Source organism: Diaphorobacter caeni (genome assembly GCF_015354245.1).
GTDB classification, from domain to species: Bacteria; Pseudomonadota; Gammaproteobacteria; order Burkholderiales; family Burkholderiaceae_C; genus Diaphorobacter_A; species Diaphorobacter_A caeni.
In genome coordinates this window covers 582,865-607,506 of the sequence record NZ_JADKYZ010000001.1, presented here as the reverse complement: position 1 = coordinate 607,506, position 24,642 = coordinate 582,865, and the positions used below count along the sequence as shown (strand labels likewise).

The 24,642-nt window shown below is 65.5% G+C and carries 18 protein-coding genes; 8 read left to right on the top strand and 10 right to left on the bottom strand.

Annotated elements, in window-relative coordinates; translation table 11 throughout:
• Nucleotides 1–9: 9 nt before the first annotated feature.
• Together ISG32_RS02680 and ISG32_RS02675 are read right to left on the bottom strand one after the other, a co-directional pair.
• On the bottom strand, nucleotides 10–1,365 hold the full coding sequence (locus tag ISG32_RS02680; protein ID WP_194769453.1) for a sulfatase family protein: 1,356 nt from the start codon (nucleotides 1,363–1,365) through the stop codon (nucleotides 10–12).
• A 17-nt stretch (nucleotides 1,366–1,382) separates the two neighbouring features.
• Nucleotides 1,383–2,366 (bottom strand): Bug family tripartite tricarboxylate transporter substrate binding protein, encoded by a 984-nt coding sequence (locus ISG32_RS02675; RefSeq protein ID WP_194769452.1) that lies wholly within the window; start codon nucleotides 2,364–2,366, stop codon nucleotides 1,383–1,385.
• Nucleotides 2,367–2,522: 156 nt separating this feature from the next.
• On the opposite strand from ISG32_RS02675, the gene ISG32_RS02670 reads away from it, so the two are divergent.
• The gene (locus ISG32_RS02670; RefSeq protein WP_323745883.1) at nucleotides 2,523–3,065 is read left to right on the top strand and encodes a MarR family winged helix-turn-helix transcriptional regulator; all 543 of its coding nucleotides are present in this window, start codon (nucleotides 2,523–2,525) and stop codon (nucleotides 3,063–3,065) included.
• Between the two features lie 22 nt (nucleotides 3,066–3,087).
• On the opposite strand, the gene ISG32_RS02665 is transcribed toward ISG32_RS02670, so the two are convergent.
• Nucleotides 3,088–5,322, bottom strand: a complete 2,235-nt coding sequence (locus tag ISG32_RS02665; RefSeq protein WP_194769451.1) for an IPTL-CTERM sorting domain-containing protein — start codon at nucleotides 5,320–5,322, stop codon at nucleotides 3,088–3,090.
• Between the two features lie 271 nt (nucleotides 5,323–5,593).
• Between ISG32_RS02665 and ISG32_RS02660 the strand changes: the two genes are divergently transcribed.
• From ISG32_RS02660 to ISG32_RS02645, 4 genes are all read left to right on the top strand, one after another.
• Complete coding sequence (locus tag ISG32_RS02660; protein ID WP_194769450.1) at nucleotides 5,594–7,333, top strand: ATP-binding protein; 1,740 nt, start codon at nucleotides 5,594–5,596, stop codon at nucleotides 7,331–7,333.
• Nucleotides 7,330–7,986, top strand: a complete 657-nt coding sequence (locus ISG32_RS02655) for a response regulator transcription factor (RefSeq protein WP_194769449.1) — start codon at nucleotides 7,330–7,332, stop codon at nucleotides 7,984–7,986. The genes ISG32_RS02660 and ISG32_RS02655 overlap by 4 nt, the downstream gene beginning before the upstream one ends.
• A gap of 143 nt (nucleotides 7,987–8,129) precedes the next feature.
• Nucleotides 8,130–9,227: a BMP family ABC transporter substrate-binding protein gene (locus tag ISG32_RS02650; RefSeq protein WP_194769448.1), complete on the top strand. Its 1,098-nt coding sequence runs from the start codon at nucleotides 8,130–8,132 to the stop codon at nucleotides 9,225–9,227.
• Between the two features lie 23 nt (nucleotides 9,228–9,250).
• Entirely contained in the window at nucleotides 9,251–9,964 is a 714-nt protein-coding gene (locus ISG32_RS02645) for a phosphoribosyltransferase (RefSeq protein ID WP_194769447.1), read from the top strand.
• 8 nt (nucleotides 9,965–9,972) lie between these two features.
• Here the strand turns inward: ISG32_RS02645 and ISG32_RS02640 are convergent, their stop codons facing one another.
• Nucleotides 9,973–11,010 (bottom strand): asparaginase, encoded by a 1,038-nt coding sequence (locus tag ISG32_RS02640; RefSeq protein ID WP_194769720.1) that lies wholly within the window; start codon nucleotides 11,008–11,010, stop codon nucleotides 9,973–9,975.
• Between the two features lie 664 nt (nucleotides 11,011–11,674).
• Here ISG32_RS02640 and ISG32_RS27820 point away from each other — a divergent pair.
• On the top strand, nucleotides 11,675–13,150 hold the full coding sequence (locus ISG32_RS27820; RefSeq protein WP_194769446.1) for a GGDEF domain-containing protein: 1,476 nt from the start codon (nucleotides 11,675–11,677) through the stop codon (nucleotides 13,148–13,150).
• Nucleotides 13,151–13,811: 661 nt separating this feature from the next.
• On the opposite strand, the gene ISG32_RS02630 is transcribed toward ISG32_RS27820, so the two are convergent.
• The 5 genes from ISG32_RS02630 to ISG32_RS02610 all read right to left on the bottom strand — a co-directional run bounded on the left by ISG32_RS02630 (nucleotide 13,812) and on the right by ISG32_RS02610 (nucleotide 20,291).
• Complete coding sequence (locus ISG32_RS02630; protein ID WP_194769445.1) at nucleotides 13,812–14,480, bottom strand: class I SAM-dependent DNA methyltransferase; 669 nt, start codon at nucleotides 14,478–14,480, stop codon at nucleotides 13,812–13,814.
• A 135-nt stretch (nucleotides 14,481–14,615) separates the two neighbouring features.
• Nucleotides 14,616–15,794 carry a hypothetical protein gene (locus ISG32_RS02625; RefSeq protein WP_194769444.1) on the bottom strand — a complete coding sequence of 393 codons (1,179 nt, stop codon included), beginning with the start codon at nucleotides 15,792–15,794 and terminating at the stop codon, nucleotides 14,616–14,618.
• Nucleotides 15,795–15,990: 196 nt separating this feature from the next.
• Nucleotides 15,991–17,313 carry a cytochrome c gene (locus ISG32_RS02620; RefSeq protein ID WP_194769443.1) on the bottom strand — a complete coding sequence of 441 codons (1,323 nt, stop codon included), beginning with the start codon at nucleotides 17,311–17,313 and terminating at the stop codon, nucleotides 15,991–15,993.
• A 21-nt stretch (nucleotides 17,314–17,334) separates the two neighbouring features.
• Nucleotides 17,335–19,692, bottom strand: coding sequence for a xanthine dehydrogenase family protein molybdopterin-binding subunit (locus ISG32_RS02615; RefSeq protein ID WP_194769442.1), 2,358 nt, complete (start codon nucleotides 19,690–19,692; stop codon nucleotides 17,335–17,337).
• 2 nt (nucleotides 19,693–19,694) lie between these two features.
• Nucleotides 19,695–20,291 carry a (2Fe-2S)-binding protein gene (locus tag ISG32_RS02610; RefSeq protein ID WP_194769441.1) on the bottom strand — a complete coding sequence of 199 codons (597 nt, stop codon included), beginning with the start codon at nucleotides 20,289–20,291 and terminating at the stop codon, nucleotides 19,695–19,697.
• 527 nt (nucleotides 20,292–20,818) lie between these two features.
• Between ISG32_RS02610 and ISG32_RS02605 the strand changes: the two genes are divergently transcribed.
• Entirely contained in the window at nucleotides 20,819–22,165 is a 1,347-nt protein-coding gene (locus ISG32_RS02605) for a dicarboxylate/amino acid:cation symporter (RefSeq protein WP_407645018.1), read from the top strand.
• 14 nt (nucleotides 22,166–22,179) lie between these two features.
• On the top strand, nucleotides 22,180–23,157 hold the full coding sequence (locus ISG32_RS02600; RefSeq protein ID WP_194769440.1) for an amino acid ABC transporter substrate-binding protein: 978 nt from the start codon (nucleotides 22,180–22,182) through the stop codon (nucleotides 23,155–23,157).
• Nucleotides 23,158–23,177: 20 nt separating this feature from the next.
• On the opposite strand, the gene ISG32_RS02595 is transcribed toward ISG32_RS02600, so the two are convergent.
• Entirely contained in the window at nucleotides 23,178–24,290 is a 1,113-nt protein-coding gene (locus tag ISG32_RS02595; RefSeq protein ID WP_194769439.1) for a transporter, read from the bottom strand.
• Nucleotides 24,291–24,642: the final 352 nt, after the last annotated feature.

Genomic DNA, 24,642 nt, shown 5'->3' with positions numbered 1-24,642 from the left:
CGGCTGGACTCAGCGCTGCGGCATGTCCGTGGCGGTGTAGCAGAGGCTGACCGTCGCGTCGCCCGGAATCGGCGGCATGCTGGCGTTCCAGGCTTCCCATGCGGCGATCATCGTGGTCAGGCGTTTGGGCTGCACGGGCGCGAGATTGGCGCGTTCGCGTTCGTCGTTCATCAGGTTGAAGAGGTAGTCGACGCCGTCCACGCGCAGATATTTCCAGTCTCCCTCGCGCATCGCGCGCTGGCCGCGATGGTTCATGCGCCAGAAGAGCGGGCGGTCGTTCAGCGAATCCGCGTCGCGCAGCAGCGGCACGAGCGACAGGCCGTCGAGCGGATAGCCGGCATGCGCGGTGGCACCGCCGAGGTCGAGCATGGTGGCGGACCAGTCCATGGTCATGCAGGTCTGGCGGCTCACCGTGCCGGGCGCGATGCCGCGCGGCCAGTGGGCGATCCACGGCACGCGGATGCCGCCTTCGGTGAGGTCCATCTTGCCGCCCACCAGCGGCCAGTTGTCGGAGAAGCGCTCGCCGCCGTTGTCACTGGTGAAGACCACCAGCGTGTCCTCATCCAGCCCGTGCTGCTGCAGCGTGCGCATGATGCGGCCGATGCCTTCGTCCATGTGGTGGATCATGCGGCGGTAGCTCTCGACGCTGCCGCCGTGCAGGTGGTAGATCGCCTGCTGGTTCTCGACCAGCTCGCGCGACAGCGCCTCATCGTCGCGCGTCTCCCAGGGCCAATGCGGCGCGGTGTAGTGCACGCTCAGAAAGAACGGAGTTCCCTCCTTCGCGGCTGCGGCCATGCGGTCGATGAAGTCCATGGAGCGCTCGGTGATCAGGTCGGTGAGATAGCCCTCCTGGCGCTTTTCCTCCTCACCCAACCAGAGGTCGTGCTGCCCATTCGCGCCGCAGTGGGTGAAGTAGTCGACGCCGCCGGACATCGGGCCGAAGAACTCTTCGTAGCCCGACATCAGCGGGCCGAAGTGCGGTGGATAGCCGAGGTGCCATTTGCCCATCAGCGCCGTGCGGTAGCCCGCGTCCCGCAGCAACGAGGGCAGCGTGGGATGCGCGGGCGGCAGGCCCAGTTCGGCGTTGCCACGCGTATTGGTGCGGATGGGCTCCTCGGCCGCGCCGCGCAGACGGTATTGATACCGCGCGGTCATCAGCGCAAAGCGCGTGGGCGAGCACACGGGCGAGTTCGAATAGCCCTGGGTGAGCTTCAGGCCGTTCTTCGCGAGGCGGTCGATCTCGGGCGAGACCGCGCCGAACGCCGCGTCGCGTCCGCCATAGCAGCCGAGGTCTGCGTAGCCGAGATCATCCGCCACGATGAAGACGATGTTGGGGCGCTGCGGTCTGGTTGGTGTGGTGGGCATGGTCACGCTCGCCGCCATCACGAACGGTAGCCGGATTCGCGGATCACCGGCTCCCATTGCCTGCGGTAGGCGGCGATGCGCTGGCGGGTCTGCTCAGCCGAGCTCACGACCGGATCGAGGTTGCTCGCCTTGAACAGGCGCAGGGTATCGGGGTCCTGCATCACCTTCTGGATCAGGCCTGAATAGCGCTGCACCTGCGCGGGCGGCATGGAGCGCGGCGCGAAGAAGGTGCTCCAGCCCTCGGCGCTCAGGTTCACGCCGGACTCCTTCAGGGTCGCGACCTGCGGCACCGCCGGATGACGGTGCTCGCCCGAGACCGCAAGAATGCGCAGCTTGCCCGATTCATGCTGCGGCAGCAGCACGTCGAGCGTGTCCACCGCCACCGGAACCTGGCCGCCGATGAGGTCGGTGACCAGCGGCGCCGAGCCCTTGTAGCCCACCGCCTCGGCCGTCACTCCGGCCTTCTGGCCAAGCATCAGCGCGAAGAAATGCGGCAGGCTGCCCGTGGCCGGAACGCCGACGTTGGCCTGCTTGGGATTGGCCTTGAGCCAGGCGAGCAGGTGCGAGAGTTCCTTGACCGGCACCGCGCTCGACACCGCGACGCCGAACACGTAGCTGTTGACCTCGCTGACCGGCACGAAGTCCTTGTCCGCGTCATAGCCCACATCGTTCACCACCAGCGGCGAGACCACCATCACGGCGGGATTGGCCAGCATCAGCATGGGCTGGTTCGCGGGCGTGGTCTTCATGTACTGCGCGGCCACGCGGCCGCCGGCGCCGACCTTGTTCTCGACGATCACCGGACTGCCAAGCGCGGCCTGCAGCTTGTCGCCGACGATGCGCGCGACGCGGTCGGTGCCGCCGCCGGGCGGATAGCCGACGATGAGGCGCAGCACCTGATCCTGCGCGGACGCGAGCAGCGGCCAGCCCAGCGAAGCTGCGAGCACGGCGCTGGATTGCGCGATGAATTGACGACGACGTGGTGTCTGCTGAGGCTTCATGGCCGGAACTCCGTTGCGGGAAAAGAGCGGATGTGGCCGGGGGTCCCGGCTCGGGCAGGATTCAGAGCGTGTTTGCGTGCTCGAATGAGCTTGCTCGATTTTTCAACTCCCGATGGTTGAGGATGCGGCGACAATTGTTCAAATCAACCATGCACCGTGTTTTCCCGCATGCCGCCCTTGCCTCCTCTGTTGCCCACACTGTCGCATCCCGAACACCCGCCCGAGCTGCTGTTGTACCGGCTCGCCAAGCTCAGTGCGGCCTCGAGCCGCGTCGTCACGCATCTGTGCGAGCGCCGCTACGGCATCACGCGACGCGAATGGGGCGTGCTGATGTGGCTGGCGCATGAGCCGGGCATCCAGCCCTCGGTGCTGGCCGAGCGGCTCGAACTCGACCGCGCCCGCGTCTCGCGCGCGCTCAACTCGCTTTTGACCAAGGGCCTCGTCGCCCGCACCCACAACGCCTCCAACCGGCGCGAGGCGCTGTTGCATCTCACCCAGCCCGGCATGGTCCTGCACGATGAGCTCTGGCCACAGATCCGCGCCATCAACGTGCAACTGCTGAACGACCTTTCGACCAGAGACGTGCAGGCGCTGGACCGCGCGCTGCAGTCGCTGCAGCAGCAGGCCCTGGCGATGGAACGCGGGCCCGACGACAACGGGCTCTACCCCTCGCGTCGGGAAGGCAGCCGGCACGTGTAGCGCCGCCTCCTCTGATTCATCATCAAAGCGCGTTGCGGCGGCGCAGACCGACGGCTGCGGCCATCGCCATCAGGGACGACAAACAGATCAGCGCCCATTCGCCGAGCGTCGGCACGGGCGTGGCGCTCGCCGTCACCGGCGACTTCACTACCGGCGTCACCGCGGTTGACGACACATTGGCCGCGCTCACGCCGGCCACGGGATTGGCGCTGGCAGTCGCGGTGTTGCTGACCTGACCTGTGACCGCATCGGAGGCTGCGATGGTGTAGCGGGCCTCGGCGTTCGCGCTCGCTCCCTTGGCCAGCACGCCCGGTTGGTTGTTGTCGGGCCATGTCACGACGGGGGTTGTCAACCCCGCCAGCGGATCATCGATCTTCACGCCCGACAGCGGTACATCGCCCGTGTTGGTCACGACGATCTGGTAGCTGATCACATCGCCTGCGTCGCCCGTTGCGTGCGATTGGTTGGTGTCGGCCACCGTCGCGGTCTTGGTGATGGAGAGCGATGGATGCGGCGCCAGCGTGGGCGTGCTCACCGTGTTCGACGTCGCGTTCACCGACTGGTTGTCAGGCGTTGTGCCACTGACCGTGGCAGTGTTGTCCACCTTGGTGTCGGTGACGTCCTGCGGGGTGACGGTATAGCTGGCAGTGGCGGTAGCCACTTCGCCGCCCTTCAAGACACCAGGCGCTGCCGGATCAGGCCACGTGATGGACATGCTGATCACGGGCAAGGCATCGCTGATGTCCACCGCATGCAGCGTGGCCTTGCCTGTGTTGGTGACGGTGAACGAATAAGTGATGACGTCGCCCGCATCCCCGACGAGAGTGGAGCCGTTGGTGTCAGTCACCGCGTCCTGCTGCTTGGTGATGGCAAGCGCTGCCAGCGTGTTGCTCATGGTGCAGACGGCTTGCGTGCCGATGGCGGAATTGACGGTCACGACACCACCGCCGCCGACCTGCGCGCCGGTGCAGGTCAGCGCCTTGTCGTAGACCGCATTGCCGGTGATGGTCTCCGTGAGCGTGTAGACCGCCCCCGGCGCGACCACGGTCGCCGTGCCGGATTGGCTTTGTCCACCGGCGTCATTGGCGAGCGAAGTGGCCGTGGACGTCAGCGTGACGGGGGCACCGCTGCCTTGAGGCGTGGCGGTCAGCGCGGCGGCATCGCCCTCCTGCGCGCCGTTCCACTGCTTCACCAGCGTGAGCGTGGACTGGGTCGTGTTGGTGTTCACCATCGTGCAGACGATGGGGGCGGTGTTCACGCTCACGCTGCCGATCTTGACGCTGTATTGCCCGACGCCCAGTGGAGTCACCGTGGTGTCGCCGGTGCAACTGAGGGACTGGCTGTAGGTCGCGGTGCCCAGATTGGAAAGCGTCTCGCTGATGCGTATCTCGTCGGCAGCGAAAACGGTGAAGGGGGATGCATCCTGATTCACCTGCCCTGGGGCACCCGTGGCGGTCGATGTGAACGTGTCGACCTGCGTCGCGCCGTTGTCGCGCGTGGCGGTCAGCGCCGCGGCGTGACCATTGGCCGCGCCGTTCCATTGCTTGGCCAATGCCAGCGTGGTGGAGGCGCACGGGGAATCGGTGAACGCCATGAAGGCGTTGTCGAAATTCAGATAGTCGGTGATCAGCACTTCATAGGTGATCTGGTGACCAGGCACGACCGCCGTCGAGTCGGCGAATTTTTTCCAGGTCTGGTATCTGGGGTCGATTGGGTTGCCGTTCGCGTCCGTGGAGCCGATGTTGACGTCGACTCGCTTGAGTTCGGTGGGGTTTCCGTTGACGTCCAATACGGACCTGTCAAGGATGCGGATGTATCCGCTTCCGGTCGCCCAAGAGAAGTCGCGGACCGAGAAGAATCCGTAGAAATCCACGTTGCGCGGCACCGTGTCCGTGGCGCCGCACGTGGGCACGGTGAAGGTTTGCGAAACGGTGTTCTGACCCAGGATATCCAGAAAGTGCTGCTGCACGTTGGCCGCATGGCCATCTTCCGCATCGATCAGGGGTCCACCGACGTAGCCCGTACAGAGATTGCCGCCATCGATGGTCACAACGTTCGGCTCGCCGCCCGCCCCCACCACCCAGGGCGCAACAGAACGCGGGTTGCCGGTCCCGCTGTAGTTGTTGCCGCAAATGTTGGGAGGGTTGTTCTCGAACCCGTTGTTCACGATGAGGTTCGGCCCCAGGCTTTGGGCAGCACTCAGTGCTGGCAGCATCGCTGCAATGGCAAGCGCCGCCAAGGATGTGTGTCGACTCATTGAATATCACTCCGTGCAAGTTGCGGGCAGCCCTGCATTCCCGTGCTTGAGCAACAAGATAGCACAAACAATATCACAACCAACAATTCGATAGTGTTTTACACATCGTGAGGCTCATGCGCACGGGAGCGCGGCGCAGGGATGCGGCATGCGTCCGTTGGTCATTGAGTAAAATCGCTCGTTCGCTGCACGCCAGGGTGCTGCCATCCAACACATGTCATTTCCCGCCACGTCCGACGGATCCCGGGACACTTTTCAACCTCTGCCCCCCATGCTTCGCTACCTCGCACAAGGCGGCGAGGTGGGGCGCTGCATCCTCGCGCAGGACTGGCGCGCCAGCCCCCTCGGCCCGCCGGACCACTGGCCCGCGCAGCTGCACGACACGCTGCGCATCACGCTGCATTCGGAGTTTCCGCACATCGTGTATTGGGGCGAGACGCTGTGCACCTTCTGGAACGATGCGGCGCGCCATTTCTTCGAGGGGCAGCATCCGCGGGCGCTGGGGCGGCCACTGGCCGAAGTGCAGCCCGACGTGATGCGCACGCTGCATCCGCTGCTCCTGCAGGTGCTCGAGACGGGCCGTGCGGTGCTGCAAAGCGACATCGAACTGCTGTACCGCCGTGCCGACTACACCGAGGAGATCCACGAGGTCTTCTCGTACAGCCCGCTGTTCGATCCCGAGGGCCGGGTGCGCGGCATCATCGCGCCGATCTTCGATGCGACGACGCGGGTGCTGGGCGCGCGGCGCATGGCGATGCTGGCCGATCTGGCGGCCAGCACGCGCGGCGCGCGCAAGCTCTCGCAGCATTACGAAGCGCTGACCGCCTGCCTTGCGCGGCATGCACGCGACCTGCCGCTGTGCGCGCTCTACGTGCCCGATGGCGAGACCCTGCCGACGCGCTGGCTGCTGCAGGCGGGCCACGCAGCGGATGCGGGGTCTGGCGACGGGGTGGAATTTCCCTCGTCGCTGCCGCCGCACACGGGCGAGCCGCAGTCCATCACGCCAGCCCATGCACTGACGCTCGCGGTACGCGGCGCACCGCGGCTGCAGGTGCTGGCCGCCGCACAGGCGCTGCCACCGCAGACGGGGCGCGCGGCGCATTTCCGGCAAGTGGCGGTGGTGCCGATCCCCGAGCCGCATGCGGACCGCCCCCCGTGCTGGCTGTTGGTGGCGCTCAATCCGCACAAGCGGTTCGATGCAGACTACGAAAACTTTCTCACGCTGGTCGCCACGCAGATCAGCCAGGGGCTGGCAGAGACTTCGTCGCTCGAGCGGGCCGCCGAGCGCGCGCTCGCCGAGATCAGCCAGCGCGCGCGGCTGACCACGCTCGGCGAGCTGGCCACGTCGATCGCGCACGAGATCAACCAGCCGCTCACCGCGATGGTGCTCGACGCCAACGCCTGCGCACGCTGGCTCGCGATGCAGCCGGCCGACATCGGCGAGGCGACATCCGCAGCGCGCCGCATCGCCGCAAGCGGCGAATACGCCGGGCAGGTGCTGGCGCGCATTCGCGGGTTCCTGCAGCGCACGCCGAGCACGCATGAGCGCGTCGACATCACGCAGGTCGCGTGGGACAGCCTGCGCCTCGTGGCTGCGCAGGCGCGGCGCTTTCGCATCACTCTGCGGGTGCGCATGGCGCCCGCGCTGCCGACCGTCCACGCCGATCGCACGCAACTGCAACAGGTGCTGATCAACCTGCTGGTCAACGCGGTGGATGCACTCAAGGACCTGCCCGAAGACCACCCGCGCGACCTGCATCTTCACATCACCGCGCGCGATGGCGGTCGTCGACTGCGCGTGGCCGTGGCCGACAGCGGCGGCGGCATCGCACCTGAGCGGCGCGAGCGCATGTTCGACGCGTTCCAGAGCAGCAAGCCCGACGGGCTGGGGTTCGGCCTCGCGATTGCGCGCTCCATCGTCGAGGCGCACGGCGGCCGCATTCAGGTCGATGCCTCCGACAGCGGCGGCGCGCTGTTCTGGTTCGAACTGCCGGGCGAGGAGACACGATGACACCACCGATGGAAAGCGGCCTTGTCCATGTGATCGACGACGACGCGGCGATCCGCACGGCGCTCGACAGCCTGCTGCGCTCGCTCGGACTGCGGGTGCGGCTGTACGCGCGCGTGTCGGAGTTTCTGGCGCGCGAGGCCGATGACACCGTTCCTGCCTGCCTCGTGCTCGATGTGCGGCTGCCGGACATCAGCGGCCTCGACCTGCTGCACGCCGCGAACGAAACCGGCGGCCGCCCCTTGCCGCCCACCATCATGATCACTGGCCATGGCGACATCCCGATGAGCGTGCGCGCGATGAAAGCCGGAGCGATGGAGTTTCTGAGCAAGCCGTTCAGCGAGGCCGCCCTGCTGCGCGCGATCAACGAAGCACTGCTGCGCGACCGCGCCGGACATCAGGAGCGCGAGGAACTGGCCGACCTGCGCCTGCGCTACGCCAGCCTCACGCGACGCGAGCACGAGGTGCTGCACGGGGTGGTCGAAGGTCTTTTGAACAAGCAGATCGCCGCGCAGCTCGGCATGAGCGAGGCCACGGTCAAGCAGCACCGCGCGCAGGTGATGCGCAAGATGGGCACGACCACGCTGGCCGCGCTGGTGCGGTCGATGGAGCGGTTGATGCGCAGCGGCTCGCGCCCGGAGCAGGCGCTCGGCTGAACGGCTTGGGGCGCCCCGTCGGCACCCTGTCACCCCCTACCAAAGTCGGATGGCGTAAAGCGCGGCATTTGTCTATGCTGCGCCACTTCGAATTTTCTCCTCCACCCCCTCTCCCCCTTCGCGCCACGTGCGGCGCGCCGACCATGCCAGCATCGACCCTTCGCCCCGCCGCCGCGCGCGCGCTTCTCTCCGTGGCCGCCAGCGCCGCCATTGCAGCCCTTGCCACCCCAGTCCACGCGGCCGAGCCGCTCAAGGTCGGCTTCATGTACATCGGCCCGGCCAGCGGTGCGGGCTGGTCGTATGCGCATGAGCTCGCGCGCCAGGAAGTGCAGAAGAAATTCGGCGACAAGATCCAGACCATCTTCGTCGAGAACGTGTCCGAGAACGACGCCGAGCGCGTCACCCGCGACCTCGCCAGCCAGGGCGCCAAGCTGATCTTCGGCGGCGCGTTCGGCTTCATGAACGGCATGGTCAAGGTGGCCGACGATTTCCCCAAGGTGGCCTTCGAGCACGCCACCGGCTACAAGACCGCCCCCAACCTCGGCATCTACGACATCCGTACCTATGAAGGCGCCTGCCTGAACGGCACCATTGCGGGCAAGATGACCAAGACCAACGTGCTGGGCGTGGTCGCGCCGGTGCCGATTCCCGAGATCATCCGCAACATCAACGCCTTCACGCTGTGCGCGCAGGCGGTGAACCCCAAAGTCACCACGCGCCTCGTGTGGGTCAACACCTTCTACGATCCGCCCAAGGAAGTCGAGGCCGCCAAGACGCTGCTCGCGCAAGGCGCTGACGTGCTGATGCAGAACACCGACTCCCCCGCACCGCTGCAGACCGCCAAGGCCGCCGGCGCCTGGGGCTTCGGATGGGACACCGACATGGCGCAATGGGGCGGCGACGCCCAGCTGGCAGCCGCGCGCCTGGACTGGAGCATCTACTACAGCAAGATCATCTCCGAGGTGCTGGCCAAGCAGTGGAAGCCCGGCAACGTGTGGATCGGCATGAAGGACGGCGCGATCCACTACGACAAGTTCAGCCCCAAGCTGCCCGCCGACGTGCGCAAGCTGGTCGAGCAGCGCGCCAAGGACATCACGAGCGGCAAGAAGCCCGTGTTCTTCGGCCCGCTCAAGGACCAGAGCGGCAAGGTGCGCGTGGCCGCGGGCGGCGAGATGCCCGATGCGGAAAAGCTGCAGATGAACTGGCTGGTTCAGGGCGTGACCGGCTCCCTTCCGAAGTAACGCGACGCGCCGTGACATCCGCCATGTTCCCGACCACTCTTCCTCCCTACGACGCGCGCTGGCACAAGGCGGGCGAGTTCACGCGCGGCCAGACGCCCCACACAGCGCCCTACACCACGCACTATCCCGTCGAGCTGCTCGACGGCAGCACGCTCGAGCTGCCGCTGCGTGCCCTGCCCGGCCGCGATGGTGCGATCGCGCTGCTGATGTCGAACCAGACACCGTTCGAAGTCGAAGACGCACTTGCGCCGCTGATTGCGCAGGTCGCGAGCACCTTCTCGCCGGACTGCGTGGCCGCCGTGCCGACCATGGGACTGGACTATGCGCGACTGACTGCGCGCAAGCTCGGCCTGCCCCACTACGTGGCCATGGGTCTGTCGCGCAAGTTCTGGTATGACGACGCGCTGAGCGAGCGCATGAACTCCTCGACCAGCCCCGACCAGTTCAAGAGGCTCTACCTCGATCCCGCCCTGCTCAAGCGCCTCGACGGCACGCGCGTCGTGCTGGTCGATGACGTGATCAACACGGGCACCAGCGCGGTGGCCGCGATCCGGCTGCTCGAGCGCGCGGGTGCCGAAGTCGTCGGCCTCGCGGTCGCGCTGACCGAGGGCTACGCGTGGCGCGACGCGCTGGCCGAGCTGGGCCCCTGCTGGCCGCACAAGGTGCGCGCGGTCGGCCACATTCCGGCGTTCACCTGCACGGACGGCGGCTGGACCCCGGTGCCCAGCTCCATGTAAACACGCGCTTAGTTCTCGAAGGCTTTGCGGATCACCTCGCGGTCCACGCTGCCGCCCTGCAGCATCAGCGTGAGCAGGATCTTGGACTTCTGCGCGCTCAGATCCCCCGACATCACCGCCCCCGCGTCGAAGGTGGTCTTGCCTCCGCCGTCAAAGCCATAGAGCGGATACGTGCGGCCGTTCGGCACGCGGCTCGCGACGACGACCGGCACGTTTTTCGAGAGCGCGTATTTCACCGCCTCGAACATCGAGACGTTCATGTTCCCCATGCCGACCGCCTGCACCACGATGCCCTGCGTGCCGGTATCCACCGCATGGCGGATGAAGCTGCCATCCGCGCCCGCGTACATCGGGAAGATGTGGACCACCGGAAACTTCTCGGTGGTCAGCGCGATGTGCATGCGGCGAAGCGGCGCGCGCGAGAAGACGACCTTGTCGTCCCAGACCTCGCCGAGCCAGCCGTAGTTGCCGCCCTGGAAGGTCTCGACCGCGGCGGTGTGCGTCTTGGTCACGCTGCGCGCGGCGTTGATCTCGTTGTTCATCGCGACCATCACGCCCTTGTCGCGCGCCTCGGGCGTGACCGCGATGCGGATGGCGTTGAGCAGGTTGCGCGGGCCGTCAAAGTCCGGCGACGAGGCATTGCGCTGTGCGCCGATCATCACCACGGGTTTGGACGACCGGACGGTAAGGTCCAGCCAGTAGGCGGTCTCCTCCATCGTGTCCGTGCCCTGCGCCACCACCACGCCAGCAACCTCAGGGCGCGCGAGCGTCTGCTCGATGGTCTTGGTCAGCCGCGCCCACCAGTCATTGGTGATGTAGTTGGCGCTCATCTTCGAGAAGTTGTTGACCTCGATGCGCGCATGCTTCGACGCGTCGGGCACGCTCTGCATCAGATCGTCGCCCGAGATCGCGGGCACCACGCCCTTGGTCACCGGATCGATCTTCATCGCGATCGTGCCGCCGGTGGCGATGAAGACCACGACCGGCTTTTCCGCTCCGCCCCCCTGCGCCGGTGCCTGTGCCCGCGCGTCGGGCATCACCGCCATCGCGCAGCTCGCCACCAGACCCAATCCCGCACGCGTCAGCCATCGCTGCATGAGTGTCGTCATCGCTCTTGTCTCCATCAGTTGAAAGTATTGGTTTTGCCATTGCAGTATGCGGACTCCGGTAGGTCATGGCAATCGGTGAAGTCGACGGCATGGCGGCGTGCCGGCTTGGCGTGCGGCGATGGACAGGGGCACGGGCCCGCCCGTTCACATGGAGCCCGTCGGTCGTTGATGCTCGCAGCTACACTCGTTCAGCTTTTGGTGATTTGACATTGGTTTACCAACGCCTCCCAAGGGACCGGAGGATGCCGTTCAGCCGCGCGAATCGCACGGTCGTGCATCTGTTCAAGAATGCTGTTTTTCCACGTCATGGCGGGGTTTGGCGCTCATTAATTTGATGAGGCCGTCCATCCCCTCCAAGCCGTGGAGACTGTTTTTCCACCCCCGTTTGGAAGGTATTTTTTTTGAACCGGAGAGGCAAACCCCATAGTCGGAACCCATGCACTTCATGGACAGAGGGGCAGCCATTTGAGATCATCGAAGTAAATGATTGTTTCGAGACAGTGGTTGAAGAGATTGCTGCCCGCTTCGAGTGCAATGCCGCACCTCGATCACCCATGGGCCGCGATTTCCAGACCGATGCAATGGGGTCCAGAGCAGTACCGTGTCCAGTCCGCATTCCTATTCACCCGCTGCGCCCGGCGACCAGCCCTTGGGCGCCGAGTCCGTGTGGATGAATCTGATCCAACGCCCCGCCGTCAACGCGACGCTGCTGGGCTGCGCGGTGTTTGCGCTGTGTCTGTTCGGCATCCTGTCACGCACGGGGGGTGACCTCGCCGCCTACTGGACCACCAATGCCTTCCTGCTGGGCATGCTCATCCGCTACCCGCACTTCGCGCACCGCTGGGGCTGGATCGCGGCGGCGGCCGGCTACTTTCTGGCCGATGCGCTCACCGGAGCCTCGCTCACCAAAAACGTGCTGCTGAACGTGGCCAATCTGGCGGGCGTCGCCGTGGGCTACTGGCTCTTTCACCGGACCGAGCGTTCGATGAACCGGCTGCAGACCACCTCGTCGGTGCTCTACATGCTGATGGCCATCGTCGGCGCGAGCGCGGTATCCAGCCTGATCGGCGCGGTGGCGATGATCTATCTGTTCAACGACACCGCAATCAAGGGCTTCGCGATCTGGTTCGCCACCGAGCTGGTGAACTACATCAGCTTTCTGCCGCTGCTGCTGTCTATCCCGACACGCGCGCAGTTCCCCGCCCAGCCGATGCGCTGGCTGAGCCAGCAGATCACCGTCGAGAGGGTCGCCCCCGCCGTCGCGCTGCTGCTCTCTGCCATCTTCGGCAGCATGGTGGGCGGCCCGGGCGCGGTGGCCTTCACCATTCCCGCGCTGATGTGGTGCGCGGTCAGCTACAGCCTATTCACGACCGCGCTGATCACGTTCTGGGTCAGCGCCTGGTCGCTGGTGAGCATCAGCGTGAACATGCTCACCGATGCCCAAGGCGTGCTCAACCGCGATCTGGTGATGTCGGTGCGCATGGGACTGTCGCTGGTGATGCTCACACCCATCATGATCGGCAGCATGATGGCGACCAACCGCGCGCTGGTCAGCCGCCTCAAGCTGCTCGCCGATCACGACGAGCTCACCAACCTGCCCAACCGCCGCGCGTTTCTGGAATCTTCCACGAGCGCACTGCAGCGGCTCAAGGAGCACTCGGAATCCTGCTCGGTGCTGATGATCGACATCGACCATTTCAAGTCGGTCAACGACCGCTTCGGCCACGCCTCGGGGGATGATGTGCTGCGCCGGCTGGGCCAGCTGTTCGGCGAATGCCTGCGCCGCCAGGACATCGTCGGGCGCCTCGGTGGCGAGGAGTTTGCGGTGTTCATGCCGCGCGCCACGGCGGCCGATGCGCTGCAGGTGGCCGAGAGCATCCGCATCAGCCTGGAGGTCACGCCCATTTCCGTGCAGGGCGAGGCGCAGCCGCTGCGATGCACGGTGAGCATCGGTCTCGCCTCCGATCGCCGCTCGACCGTGTCGCTGGACACCATGCTGGTGCGCGCCGACCAGTGCCTCTACAAGGCCAAACAGCAAGGTCGCAACCGGGTCATCCAGGTGTCGGTTTCCGACTAAGAGCGTGTTGACGATCTCATCGCGAGGCTTGCAGGATGCGGATCGGGATGGGCTGCAAGGCGCAAACCGCAGCAACAGCTCGGGCTATTGCGAGGATTTGCAACGCGGCAGAGCGCCCGAGGCCGCGCCTGCAGGGCGGTATGGAGATCGTAAACACGCTCCAAGAGCCGGGCGGCAAGCCCCGCCAACGCGATGCGGCCCGCAAAACAGAACGGGCCGGCACCTTGCGACGCCGACCCGTGCTTCCTCCCCACCATTCAATCGAACTTGTTCTCTGCATTCATTGTTCGCCCTTCCCCTCGGGCTTTGCGGCCTGGCCGCATGTGACAGCCAGTCCTTCGTCCATCCCGGCAGCTGTATTCCGCTCGCCTCACCACTTGCACGCGCTTCTTCACTTCGAGCGGTCAAGCTCGCCCACCCTTGGATTTCTTTTGATCACGTTTCTTGCACTGTCTACATTGCATTTCTGTCCATACAGAATGAAACGCCAATGCCATGTCTGAATTACACAGGGTCTTTGATGGTTTGTCTGTCCCTTAAATAGGTGAATTTGAGCCCGAATGTGTTGAAAGCGCTACACAAACAGGCTGTTTTTGACTGGTGATTACCCTTAACTACTGGTTTGTCGGTTGCATTGGTGCTTGTTACAGCGGCGATGCGGTCAGCGTCGATGTCCCGTCATCAGAAACAGGGGATAGGCGCGCCCGTTGCGCTGCTGGACTTCCGCTATGGGCTGGAAGGCGATATCGACCAGTCCCGCCTCGCTCGCCAGAGCTTGCAGCGCCTGTGGCTCGAATCCATGGTGCAGCACGCCCTTCTCGGCGTTTTCCTCGGGCGTGCCGTGAAACGTGCCGTCTTCCGCAAACAGATCGACCAGCGCGATGCGCCCTCCGGGTTGCAGCAGTTCGGCGATGGCGCGGAAGGTCTCCTCCGTGTCGGGGATGTGGTGCAGCACCATGCAACTGACGATGGCGCTGTACTGCCCGGCGTGCTCCTTTGAATACTGGGCGACGTCGCCCAGCACCGTGCGGATGTTCGCGTGGCCCTTGGCGTCGAGCACGGCAAGCATCGGCGCCGACATGTCGATGGCCGTGACATGCGCCACTTGGGGCGCGATGGCGGTGGCCAGCAGTCCGGTTCCAGCGCCAAGATCGAGCACGCGATCTTCGGCGCCAAAGGGCACCTGGGCCATCAGCCTCGGCGGCACCACGACCAGCTGCTGACTGGTGGGGCGCTGGTCCCAGTCGGCGGCCGACTGGTCGAAGTGGGCGCTCGACGGATTGGAGGAGCTGGAGGGCGTGGAAGCGTGGGGTGTGGCGGTGGTGCTCATGGTGTTGACCATTATGCAAAGAAGTGCTCGCACCCGCCCCCGTGGATCACCCGAGATCACCCGAGATCCCCCGAGAGGTGCGCGCCGCATGAAGCCGGCGAGCCCCAAGCGCGCAGCGACCCAGCGGGGCGATCGTTAAATCCCCAGCAGCCCTTCGACCAGTTCACGCCGCGCGAGCTTGCGGGCGCTGCCGCGCTGCCAGTGGTAGATGTCGTAGCCGTTCGAATACAGCAGGGAGCCATCGGTCAGCACGTCAAATTGCGCGACGTGGCTGGCGATCTCGTCAGGAGCGGCGCTGCGCCCCGCCTGCGCGATGAGCTTCCATGACGCGGGCACGAGATTGCCCGCGTATTCGGGATCGCTGCGCACCTTGGAGAGTTCGATGCGCCGACCGTGCAGCCACAGCGTGCCAAGATCCTGATCGAGTTCCGGCGTGCGCGGTCCGCCCGCCGAGCGCAGCGGCTCCTTGCCGTAGAGCATCGAAAACACGTTGAGATACCCGAACACCGCCTTGCCCAGCCGCAGCGGCATCAGAAACGCGTCCTTGGCCGCTCCGCCCGCCTTTTCATGCAGCGGCTTGTCGGCGGGTCGGCGGATCGAGTAGAGCACGCGGTCCTCGGAGATACGTGGCGCGACGAAGTCCCATGCCGCATCGTCGAGCAGGCTGTCCATCTCGCCCGCCTTGTAGTCCACCCAGTGCACGGCCGATTGCCCGAGCCCCACGACCGCGCCGGAATCCGCATTGCGCGCGAGCCCCCACGACTGGTAGACCACCGTGGCCTCCGCGCCGGGCATGGCGGCGGGCGCGGCGTCGATGCTGTCGCCATGCGTGATCGCGCCTTTCTGCGTGCCCTCTTCGTCGTAGACCTCGAGGTGCGACGTGCCATCGCCGCCCATGATCGCAAGCACCACATGGCGCGTCTGCGGCAGGTAGGCGAGGCCGAGGATCTGCGTCTGCTGCCTGTGGAACAGACGGATCTCGCGCTGCTCGTCGAGGTAGTACTTGAACAGCCCCACCGTGCGGCCCACGGTCATCACGTAGTAGATGGTGCGCGGATCGCCCGCCTTGCAGACATGCAGAAAGCGCGCGGGCGCCAGATTGGCGTCGCCGCCGCCACCGCGCCCCCAGAGCGCAGGGCCGATCAGGCCCTTGCTGTCCTCGCGCTCGGCGTATTTCCACGAGGTCGTGCGCTGCCGGTCGGCCTCGCGCTGGAGCATTTCCTTGGCGAAGGGAGAGACGATCTGCGTGGATTGGCCGTCGGCTTCGTGCAGCCACAGCTCGCCACCGGAAATCACTAGAAATTGCTGGCTCAAAATCGGCTCCCGGAGTCAGAGAATTGGATTTCTGCATACAACCCATTGCGCACGCAGTGATGGCTCACCACCGCCGCAAGGGCTTTGACATGACGGATTTATATCTCAAACCGATTTCAGATGCCCGACAGCGACACCTGCGAAAAGGCCGACACGCGGTCGGCCTTGCGCTTGCGTGCAGGTTCGCAGCACCCCGTCAATGCGCGCTCAGCCGCGTCGCGCCGGGCGCGGTGTCGCGGCGCAGCTTGCCCACCTGCGCAGGCAGATCGGACCACGGCTTGAGGCCGTATTGCTCGCGCATGGTGTTGAGCAGCGTGGCGATCTGCGCGTCGCTCAGGTTGTGACGGAAGGCCGGCATGGTGCCGGTCGTCGGCGTCGCGGCTTCCTGAATGCCGTTGAGGATCACCAGCGCCGCGTTGTTCGGCGAATCGGAATACAGATTCGTGTTGAGCGCCAGTTGCGGGCGCACGCCGAACATGCTGTCCTTCACGCCGCTCGCGTCGCTGTGGCAGCTTGCGCAGGCACCCTCGAACAGGCGGTAGCCCTCATGGTCGATCGCGAACTTCGGCTCCTTGAACTTGCCCGCGACGAAGGCTTCGGCATCGCCGGACTGCGCGTTCGCATCCTTGAAGGACATGATGTAGCTCGACAGCGCCTTCAGGTCCGCATCGCTCTGCTGCGAGAGGCCGTGGATGACCGGCGCCATGGGCCCTGCGGCCGAGCCGTGGCGCGGCGAGAAGCCGTGCTTGAAGTAGGCGTAGAGATCATCGGCCGTCCAGGGCATGGGCGCGCTGGTCTTCGAGGTGAGCGCGGGAACGCTCCAGCCGTCGAGCGTGCTGCCCGCGAACTTCTCCGAGCCGCCCTTCTCGCCCGCGAACTGGTCGCGCGGCGAATGGCAGGCGCTGCAGTGACCCAGCCCTTCGGCGATGTAGGCGCCGCGATTCCACTCGGGCGGCTTGGTCGTGTCCTCGGGCAGCGGGCCCTTCTTCAGGTACATCCAGTTCCACGCGGCGATGCCGGGGCGGATGTTGAACGGGAACTTCAGCTCGGTCTTTGGCAGCTGGTGCTTCACGGCGGGCTGCGTCATCAGATAGGCGTAGAGCGCCTTCATGTCCTCGTCGCTCACGCGGGTGAACGAGGTGTAGGGAAACGCGGGGTAGAGATACTGGCCGTCGCGGTTCACGCCGTGGCGCATGGCGCGCTCGAACGCCTCGTACGACCAGCCGCCGATGCCGGTCTCGGCATCGGGCGTGATGTTGGTCGTGTAGATCGTTCCGAACGGGCTGGCGATGGGCAGGCCGCCGGTGTTCTTCGTGCCGCCCGGCGCCGTGTGGCAGACCGCGCAGTCGCCCATGGCGGCCAGCAGCTTGCCCTTGTCGATGAGCTGCGGTGCGAAGCTGCCTGCCGCCGGTTGGGCTGCGGGCTCGATGGCGGGTTGATGGGTCAGCGCGAAGAAGCCGCCGATCACGATGATCAGCAGTGCCAGCACGATGAAAAACAGTTTCTTCAAGGTACGCATGATGTGTGCTCCCCCTCTTTCTTAGCGGCTCGCGGCCGAGGCTGCAGCGTTGGCGGCCGGTGCTTCGGATGCGGCGGGCGCGCTCTTGAGCGCGGCGAGCACGCGGCTGGGGGTGAAAGGAACCTCGCGCAGGCGCACGCCGGTCGCGTCGAAGATCGCATTGGAGAACGCCGCGGCGCTTGGCACCGAGGCGGACTCGCCCGCGCCCATCGGCGCTTCTTCGGGTCGCTCGACCAGTTGCAGATCGATCTCCGGCAGCTCGGGGAAGCGGAGGATCGGATAGCCGCCCCACTCCAGCGCCGTCACGCCCTGCTTGTCGAAGGTGACGTACTCCTTGAGCACGCGGCTCGTGGACTGCACGATGTTGCCGTGGGCCTGATGGCGCACGCCGGCGGGGTTGACCATCGCGCCCGTGTCCTGCGCCACGAAGACCTTCTCGGCGCTGACCTTGCCGGTCTGGCGGTCGACGATCACGTCGATCACCCACACGCACCAGGCGGCTCCGTAGCCCGGAAACTTGCTGTGAAAGTACCGCGCGTAGGCAAAGCCACGGCCCTTGGCAAGACGCTCGCCTGCGGGCGTCGGGCTGCGGAATGCGCGGCCTGCCTGCCAGTTCGACTGCGACTTGATCGCCTCGATCAGCGCCACGGCGCGCGGGTCCTTCAGATAGCGCAGGCGGTACTCGATCGGGTCCGCACCGGCCGAGTAGGCGCACTCGTCGATCCAGCATTCGTGCGCAAACACGTTGGGCAGCGCGGACACGCCGCGCAGCCACGAGGCGCGCACGATGGGCGCCGCGTCCTGGCTGATGATGTGGCGCTTGGGGTACTCGTACTGCGGCACCGCCGTGCGGTCGCCCATCTCCTGCACCACCGCCTTGTTCTCGACCTTGCCGGTCAGAAGCAGCGCCAGCACGGTCGCGCCGTTCGACGGATAGCAGGTCTTGAAATCGTAGCCCGTGACGTTGCCCTGCGCATCGAGGCCGCCGCGCACGCGGATCAGCTGCGCCGTGCCCTTGGGCTCCCACGCATGCTCCTGCTCGCGCATGAGCTGCACGCGCACCGTCTTGCCGGTGATCTTGGCGAGCAGCGCGGCGTCGGCTGTCACGTCATCAGCTCCATTGCGGCCGTAGCAGCCCGAGGCCTCCATGCGCAGGATGTTGACCACGTCGACATCCATGTCGAGCAGCTTGGCGACGTCCTTGCGCACATCGTGCGGGTTCTGCGTGCCCGACCAGACCTCCGCCTTGCCGTCTGCCACGCGCGCCACCGCGCACGACGGTCCGATGGACGCGTGCATGTGATATGGCCACACGTACTCGGCCTCGATCACCTTGGCGGCGTTCTTGATGGCGTCGAGCGCCCCGTCCTCCACCACCAGATCGCGGTCCTTCTTGGGCAGGTCGGTGAGCGTCTTGTGCAGACCGGCGAGCGACAGATCGGGAATCCCCGCCCACTCCTTCCACTGCACCTTGAGCTGCCGCATGCCCGCAATGGCCTGCTCCTCGCGCTCGGCCACCACGGCCACGAAATCGCCCTGCACCACCACGCTGAGAATGCCCGGCAGATGCTTGACCGAATCCTTGTCCACCGACACCAGCGCGCTGCCGAACGGTGCCGAGGCATCTGCGCCCGCATAGGGCGGCCGCACCACGCGCGCATGCACCATGCCGGGCAGGCGCAGATCGTGCACATAGGTGAGCGCGCCCAGCACCTTGTTCGGAATGTCGACGCGCGCGACCGACTTGCCCATCTGCCTGTACTCACTGGGCTTGCGCAGCGGGGTTTCGGCGTTGAGCGGCAGCTCCAGATTCTGGCCCTGCACCAGCTCGCCGTAACCGACCTGCTTGCCACCCGCATGCGCCACGCCGTCGCGCGTGGTGATCGCCGCAGCGGGCGCACCGAGCTTCTGCGCGGCCAGCGTCACCAGTTGCTCACGCACCTGCGCCGCCGCCTGCCGCAGCGGCTTGGCTGTGACCTGGATGGTTGCGCTCGCGATCGTCGGTCCCTGATCGGGCGTCTTGAAAGTATGGCCCAGCACCATCGTGACCTGCTCGAAACCCACGTCGAGCTCATCGGCCACCATCTGCGCGAGCGCCGTGCGCACGCCGGTGCCGAGGTCCACGTGTCCGCAGAAGGCCGTCACCTTGCCGTCGGGGCCGATGGCGATGAAGGTGTTCACCAGGTTGTCCGCAGGCACCGGAAAAGCCTTCGCGGCCGGCGCAGCGGCGGGCGCTGCGTTCTGCGCGAACAGATGGGGTGCGGTGACCGATGCCACCATCACCAGACCACCCGCCTTCAGCAGTTGGCGACGGGTGATTTGAACGGGAAGCGTGCGCTGATGGCCGAGGTGGAGGTTGAGGTTGATGTCGTTCTTCATGATCACGCCGCTCCCTTTGCCTTGTTGCCCCCTTGCGCGATCAGTTCGCGGGCCCGCGCTGCGGCGCGCATGATCTCCACATGGGTTCCGCAGCGGCACAGGTTGCCCGACAGCGCCTGCTTGACCTGATCGTCATTGGCGGTGGGCTGCTTGTCGAACAGCGCGACCAGCGCCATCACCATGCCGTTGGTGCAGTAGCCGCACTGCGCGGCCTGCTCTTCGATGAAGGCCTGCTGCACCGGGTGCAACGTGATCGATGCCATGCCCGCTGGCTTGGCCGCGTTGCTGGCCTCGATGGCCGCCTGACCGAGCATCTGCAGTTGCACGTCCTGCGCCACGCTGGCCTTGGCCGCCGCCGTCGCTGCGGGCGAAAGACCTTCGAGCGTGACGACATGCGCGCCCTCCACGACGCTCAAGGGAATCGAGCACGAACGCGCGACCTTGCCGTCGATGAGCACCGAACAGGCCCCGCATTCGCCGAGACCGCAGCCGTATTTCGGACCATTGAGCTGCATGTCGTTGCGCAGCACGTAGAGCAAGGGCGTGTCGAACGCGACGCCCTGCAGCTCGACCGGCTGCTCGTTCAATTTGAATTTCATGTTGTAGTTCCTGCGTTAAAACACCGCACGGGGTCGCTTCGCGCCACTCTGCGCTGCACGCATCGCTTTGCGGAGCAAGCGGGGGCGAGGTCACCACTGCGGGGCGGCTCTGGCGTCCAACATCACTCGCCTTGGCCACGCCAGTGGCATGCATTGCGCGAAGCGCCAGAGACCATGGGCCACTGACTTCCAGGATGTCGTGGGTCATCCTTGTCGCTTGATTCTTGCCTCGCGCGCTGGCCGCAAAAGGCGGCGAACTCCTACAGAGTCTGTAGTCCAAGTTTGTGAAATGACGTTGTCCGAATGGTGCGGACAGAACCGCGAATGCGGCGACGCTGCCCTTCTCCCACGTTGGAAAGATGGGCGTTTCCGCATGTAAAAGTCACCGGGGCAGCACCTGCGCAAGTCTCTCTGCGAAGCCTGTCGCGAGGCACTTCCCGGTAGGTACAAACCAGATGGACAACCTGAACACTGGTCAACATTATGAGGATGCAAATACAACATCCATAGCCACCGAAAGGCACGTCATGACAGCCATGTCCGCTACGTCACCCGCCGGCAAAAAGAAGCTCCCTGCAGCGTTTTTGATTCTTGGCGCGATGCTCCTCGGCATTCTTCTGGGATGGATGGTGTTCGCCAACTTCCCCGACAAGAACGCCGCCAAGGAGATCGCGGGCTACATCTCCATCATCTCCGACGTGTTCCTTCGGCTCATCAAGATGCTGATCGGGCCGCTGGTGTTCTCCACGCTGGTCGTCGGCATCGCGCACATGGGTGACGCGTCTTCCGTGGGCCGCGTGTTCGTCAAGGCCATGGCGTGGTTCGTCACCGCCTCCCTCGTCTCGCTGGTGCTGGGCCTGGTGCTTGCCAATGTGCTGCAGCCCGGTCACAACCTCGGCCTGCCACTGCCTGACATCGGTGCGTCGGCCAACCTCGCGACGGGCAAGTTCACGCTCAAGGAATTCGTGAGCCATCTGATTCCCAAGTCGTTCGCCGAGGCCATGGCCAACAACGAAATTCTGCAGATCGTCGTGTTCTCGATGTTCTTCGGCGTGGCGCTGGCCGCGCTTGGAGAGAAAGGCAAGACGCTGGTGGCCGCCATCGACGAGCTCTCGCATGTGATGCTCAAGATCACCGGCTATGTGATGAAGCTCGCGCCCCTCGCCGTGCTCGCCGCGATGGCCGCCACCATCTCGGTCAACGGGCTCGGCATTCTGCTCAAGTTCGCGGTCTTCATGGGCGATTTCTACCTTGGCCTGTTCCTGCTGTGGGCACTGCTTGTGGCCGCCGGTTTCGTGTTCCTCGGCCCGCGCATTTTCAAGCTGATCGTGCTCATCAAGGAAGCCTTCATGCTGTCCTTCGCGACGGCCAGTTCCGAGGCCGCCTATCCCAAGATTCTCGACGCGCTCGACCGCTTCGGCGTCAAGCGCAAGATCTCGAGCTTCGTGATGCCCATGGGCTACTCGTTCAATCTCGATGGCTCGATGATGTACTGCACGTTCGCCACGCTGTTCATCGCCCAGGCCTACGACATCCACCTGCCGCTCAGCACCCAGATCACCATGCTGCTGATCCTGATGCTGACCTCCAAGGGCATGGCCGGCGTGCCGCGCGCGTCGCTGGTGGTGATCGCCGCGACGCTCAACCAGTTCAACATTCCCGAGGCTGGCCTGCTGCTGATTCTTGGCGTGGACACCTTCCTCGACATGGGCCGCTCGGCGACCAACGCGGTGGGCAACTCCATCGCATCGGCCGTGGTCGCCAAGTGGGAGGGCGAGCTGTTGCCCGAAGACGAGGCCGAAGCGCATGCCCGCAAGCTCGACGCCGAGGCCGCGCGCGAGGCCCGGCCCCTGCCCACGCCCGACATGGCCTGATTGCGGAGTTGCACATGCCGCGCCACGCCCTTTCTTTGCTTCGCCGCTCCGCGTTGTGTCTGAGCACGCTGCTGGCCTGTGGATCGGCCACGTTGGCTCAGACGCCCTCGCAGGATGCGGCGGCCGCCGCCAGCACCGCCTGGCTCGGCGGCATCGTCGCTCCGCTCCAGCTGAACGGCACGCTCGCCAAGGTGCAGGAGTCCGGCCGCATCGCGATTGCGCATCGCGACAGCTCGGTGCCGTTCTCGTATCTCGATGCGCGTGGCCAACCCATCGGCTATTCCATCGAGCTCTGCAAATCACTGGTGCAGGCCGTGCAGTTCGCGGTGCACCGTCCGGTTGACATCCAGTGGGTGCCGGTCACGTCGGCCAACCGCATCGAGGCCATCACATCGGGCAAGGCCGATCTCGAATGCGGCTCCACCACCAGCAACCGCGAACGCCAGAAAACCGTCGCGTTCTCGCCGACCTTCTTCGTCGCGGGCACCAAGCTGCTGGTGCGCAAGGGATCGCCGGTGCGCGAATACACCCAGCTCAAGGGCAAGAAGGTGGCGGTGACCTCGGGAACGACCAACGAGAAGACGATGAACGATCTGTCGCAGCGCTTTCAGTTGAACCTGCAGATCATGCCGATGCGCGACCATGCCGAGTCGTTCGCGCAGGTCACGAGCGGCGCGGCCGATGCGTTCGCGACCGACGACGTGCTGCTCTACGGCCTGATCGCGCGGACACCCAACGGCCGCAGCCAGTACAACGTGGTCGGCGACTTTCTCTCCTACGACCCGTATGGCGTGATGTTCCGAAAGGACGATCCACAGCTCGCCAAGCTCGTCACCGATGCCTTCCATGCGCTGGCCGCCGATGGCGAGATCGAGCGCCAGTACCGCCGCTGGTTCCAGCGCCGGCTACCTTCGGGGCAGACGCTGAATCTGCCGATGAGTCCGCAGCTCGAAGTGATTCTGGAGAGCCTCGCGGCCACGCAGAAGGAGTAGCGCGACGCGAGCCCCGGAGCCTACTTGTCGCGCCGCTTTCTGCGGAACGCAAGCCACGCGGCGACCGCCGTGAACGCGAACACGATGGACACGACGATCCAGAAGCCGTGCTCGTCCTGCGCGAGCGGAATGCCGCCGACGTTCATGCCGAACAGGCCCGCGAGGATGTTGATCGGCAGCGCGAGCACGGTCACCACGGTCAGCACGAACAGGCTGCGGCCATTGTCCTCGTTGACGGCGGCGGCTACCTCCTCCTGCAGGAACTTGATGCGCTCCTGCAGCGTCAGCATGTCGCGCAGCATCAGCGAGAACTCTTCGCTCGCCGCCGCGAGGCCCTGGCGGTCGTCCTCGCTCATCCACGAGGGCGGCTGCTGCAGCAAGCGAAACAGCGCCGATGGCTCGGGCGCGAGCAGACGCTGCAGTCGCACCAGAAGGCGCCGCAGCTTGCCGAGCTGGGAGCGCGGGTGGTCGAAGCTGCGCGCGAGAATCGCGTCCTCGATGCGGTCCACGCGCGCCGTGGTCTCGCGCACCACTTTCACCAGCACGTCGGCCTGGGTGCGCATCATGTGCTCGAGGAGCTCGGCCGTGGTCGCGGGACTGTCGCCGCCGCGCACCGCCGCGCGCAACTCGTCTACCGAACGCAGCGGCTTGGAACGCGCGGACACCACGAGGCGATCATTCAGCCCGATCCACAGCGTCGCGAGATCGGCAGACTCGAAGTTGAATTCGAAATTCACGTCGTTGAGCACCGCGACCAGCCAGTCGTCGGCGCGCTCGATGCGCGTGGAGGTCACGCCTTCCTGCAGGGCTTCGAAGAAGGTGTCCGGCAGGGCCGCATGACGCTCCAGCCAACGCAGCGAGAGCGCGTTGGTGAGGTTGAAGTGCAGCCAGAGAAACTCCTTGTCGCCCTCTGCCGTTTTCTCCTGCTCTGGCGCGTCGCCGCCATGCGCGGCCAGCCAGGCGGCCGCCTCCTGCGCCGTGACGGCCGCTGCGGGCTCGCTCGAACCCTCGAGAAATCGCCAGCCGCAGATCAGTCCGGCATCCGGCGCCGTGAGTGGCCGCTGCGACAGCGCCTCATCCACGATGGCTTCCCGGCGCACGTCGCTGAACCGTGTGTTTGAAAAACCCAACATGCGCCAGCGTTGGTCTGGCGGCAAACGAATCGGCGAGGCGCGAGGCGTGGGATGTCATGTCGTGCGGGGGAAACATCGCATCATTGACGCACAACGTGACGTTTTCATGACAGTCATTGCTCACGTCGCGAGTTGTCCACCAGCCCCCGGTCTGTGCTCAACGTGCGGCAGCGGCACCGGTTTTCACATTGAAACACAGTGAGCACGTTGCAATCCTCTTGTTTGGTAGTACTATCGAAATTACTTATTCAATAGCTTAAACAGCATACAAAAGAGGAAGTGGGAGAAGCTCGGGAGCGCGGCTGCACACCGCGCAGCGGCAAGGCGGAGGCGGCGTGCACGCCTCCGCCTA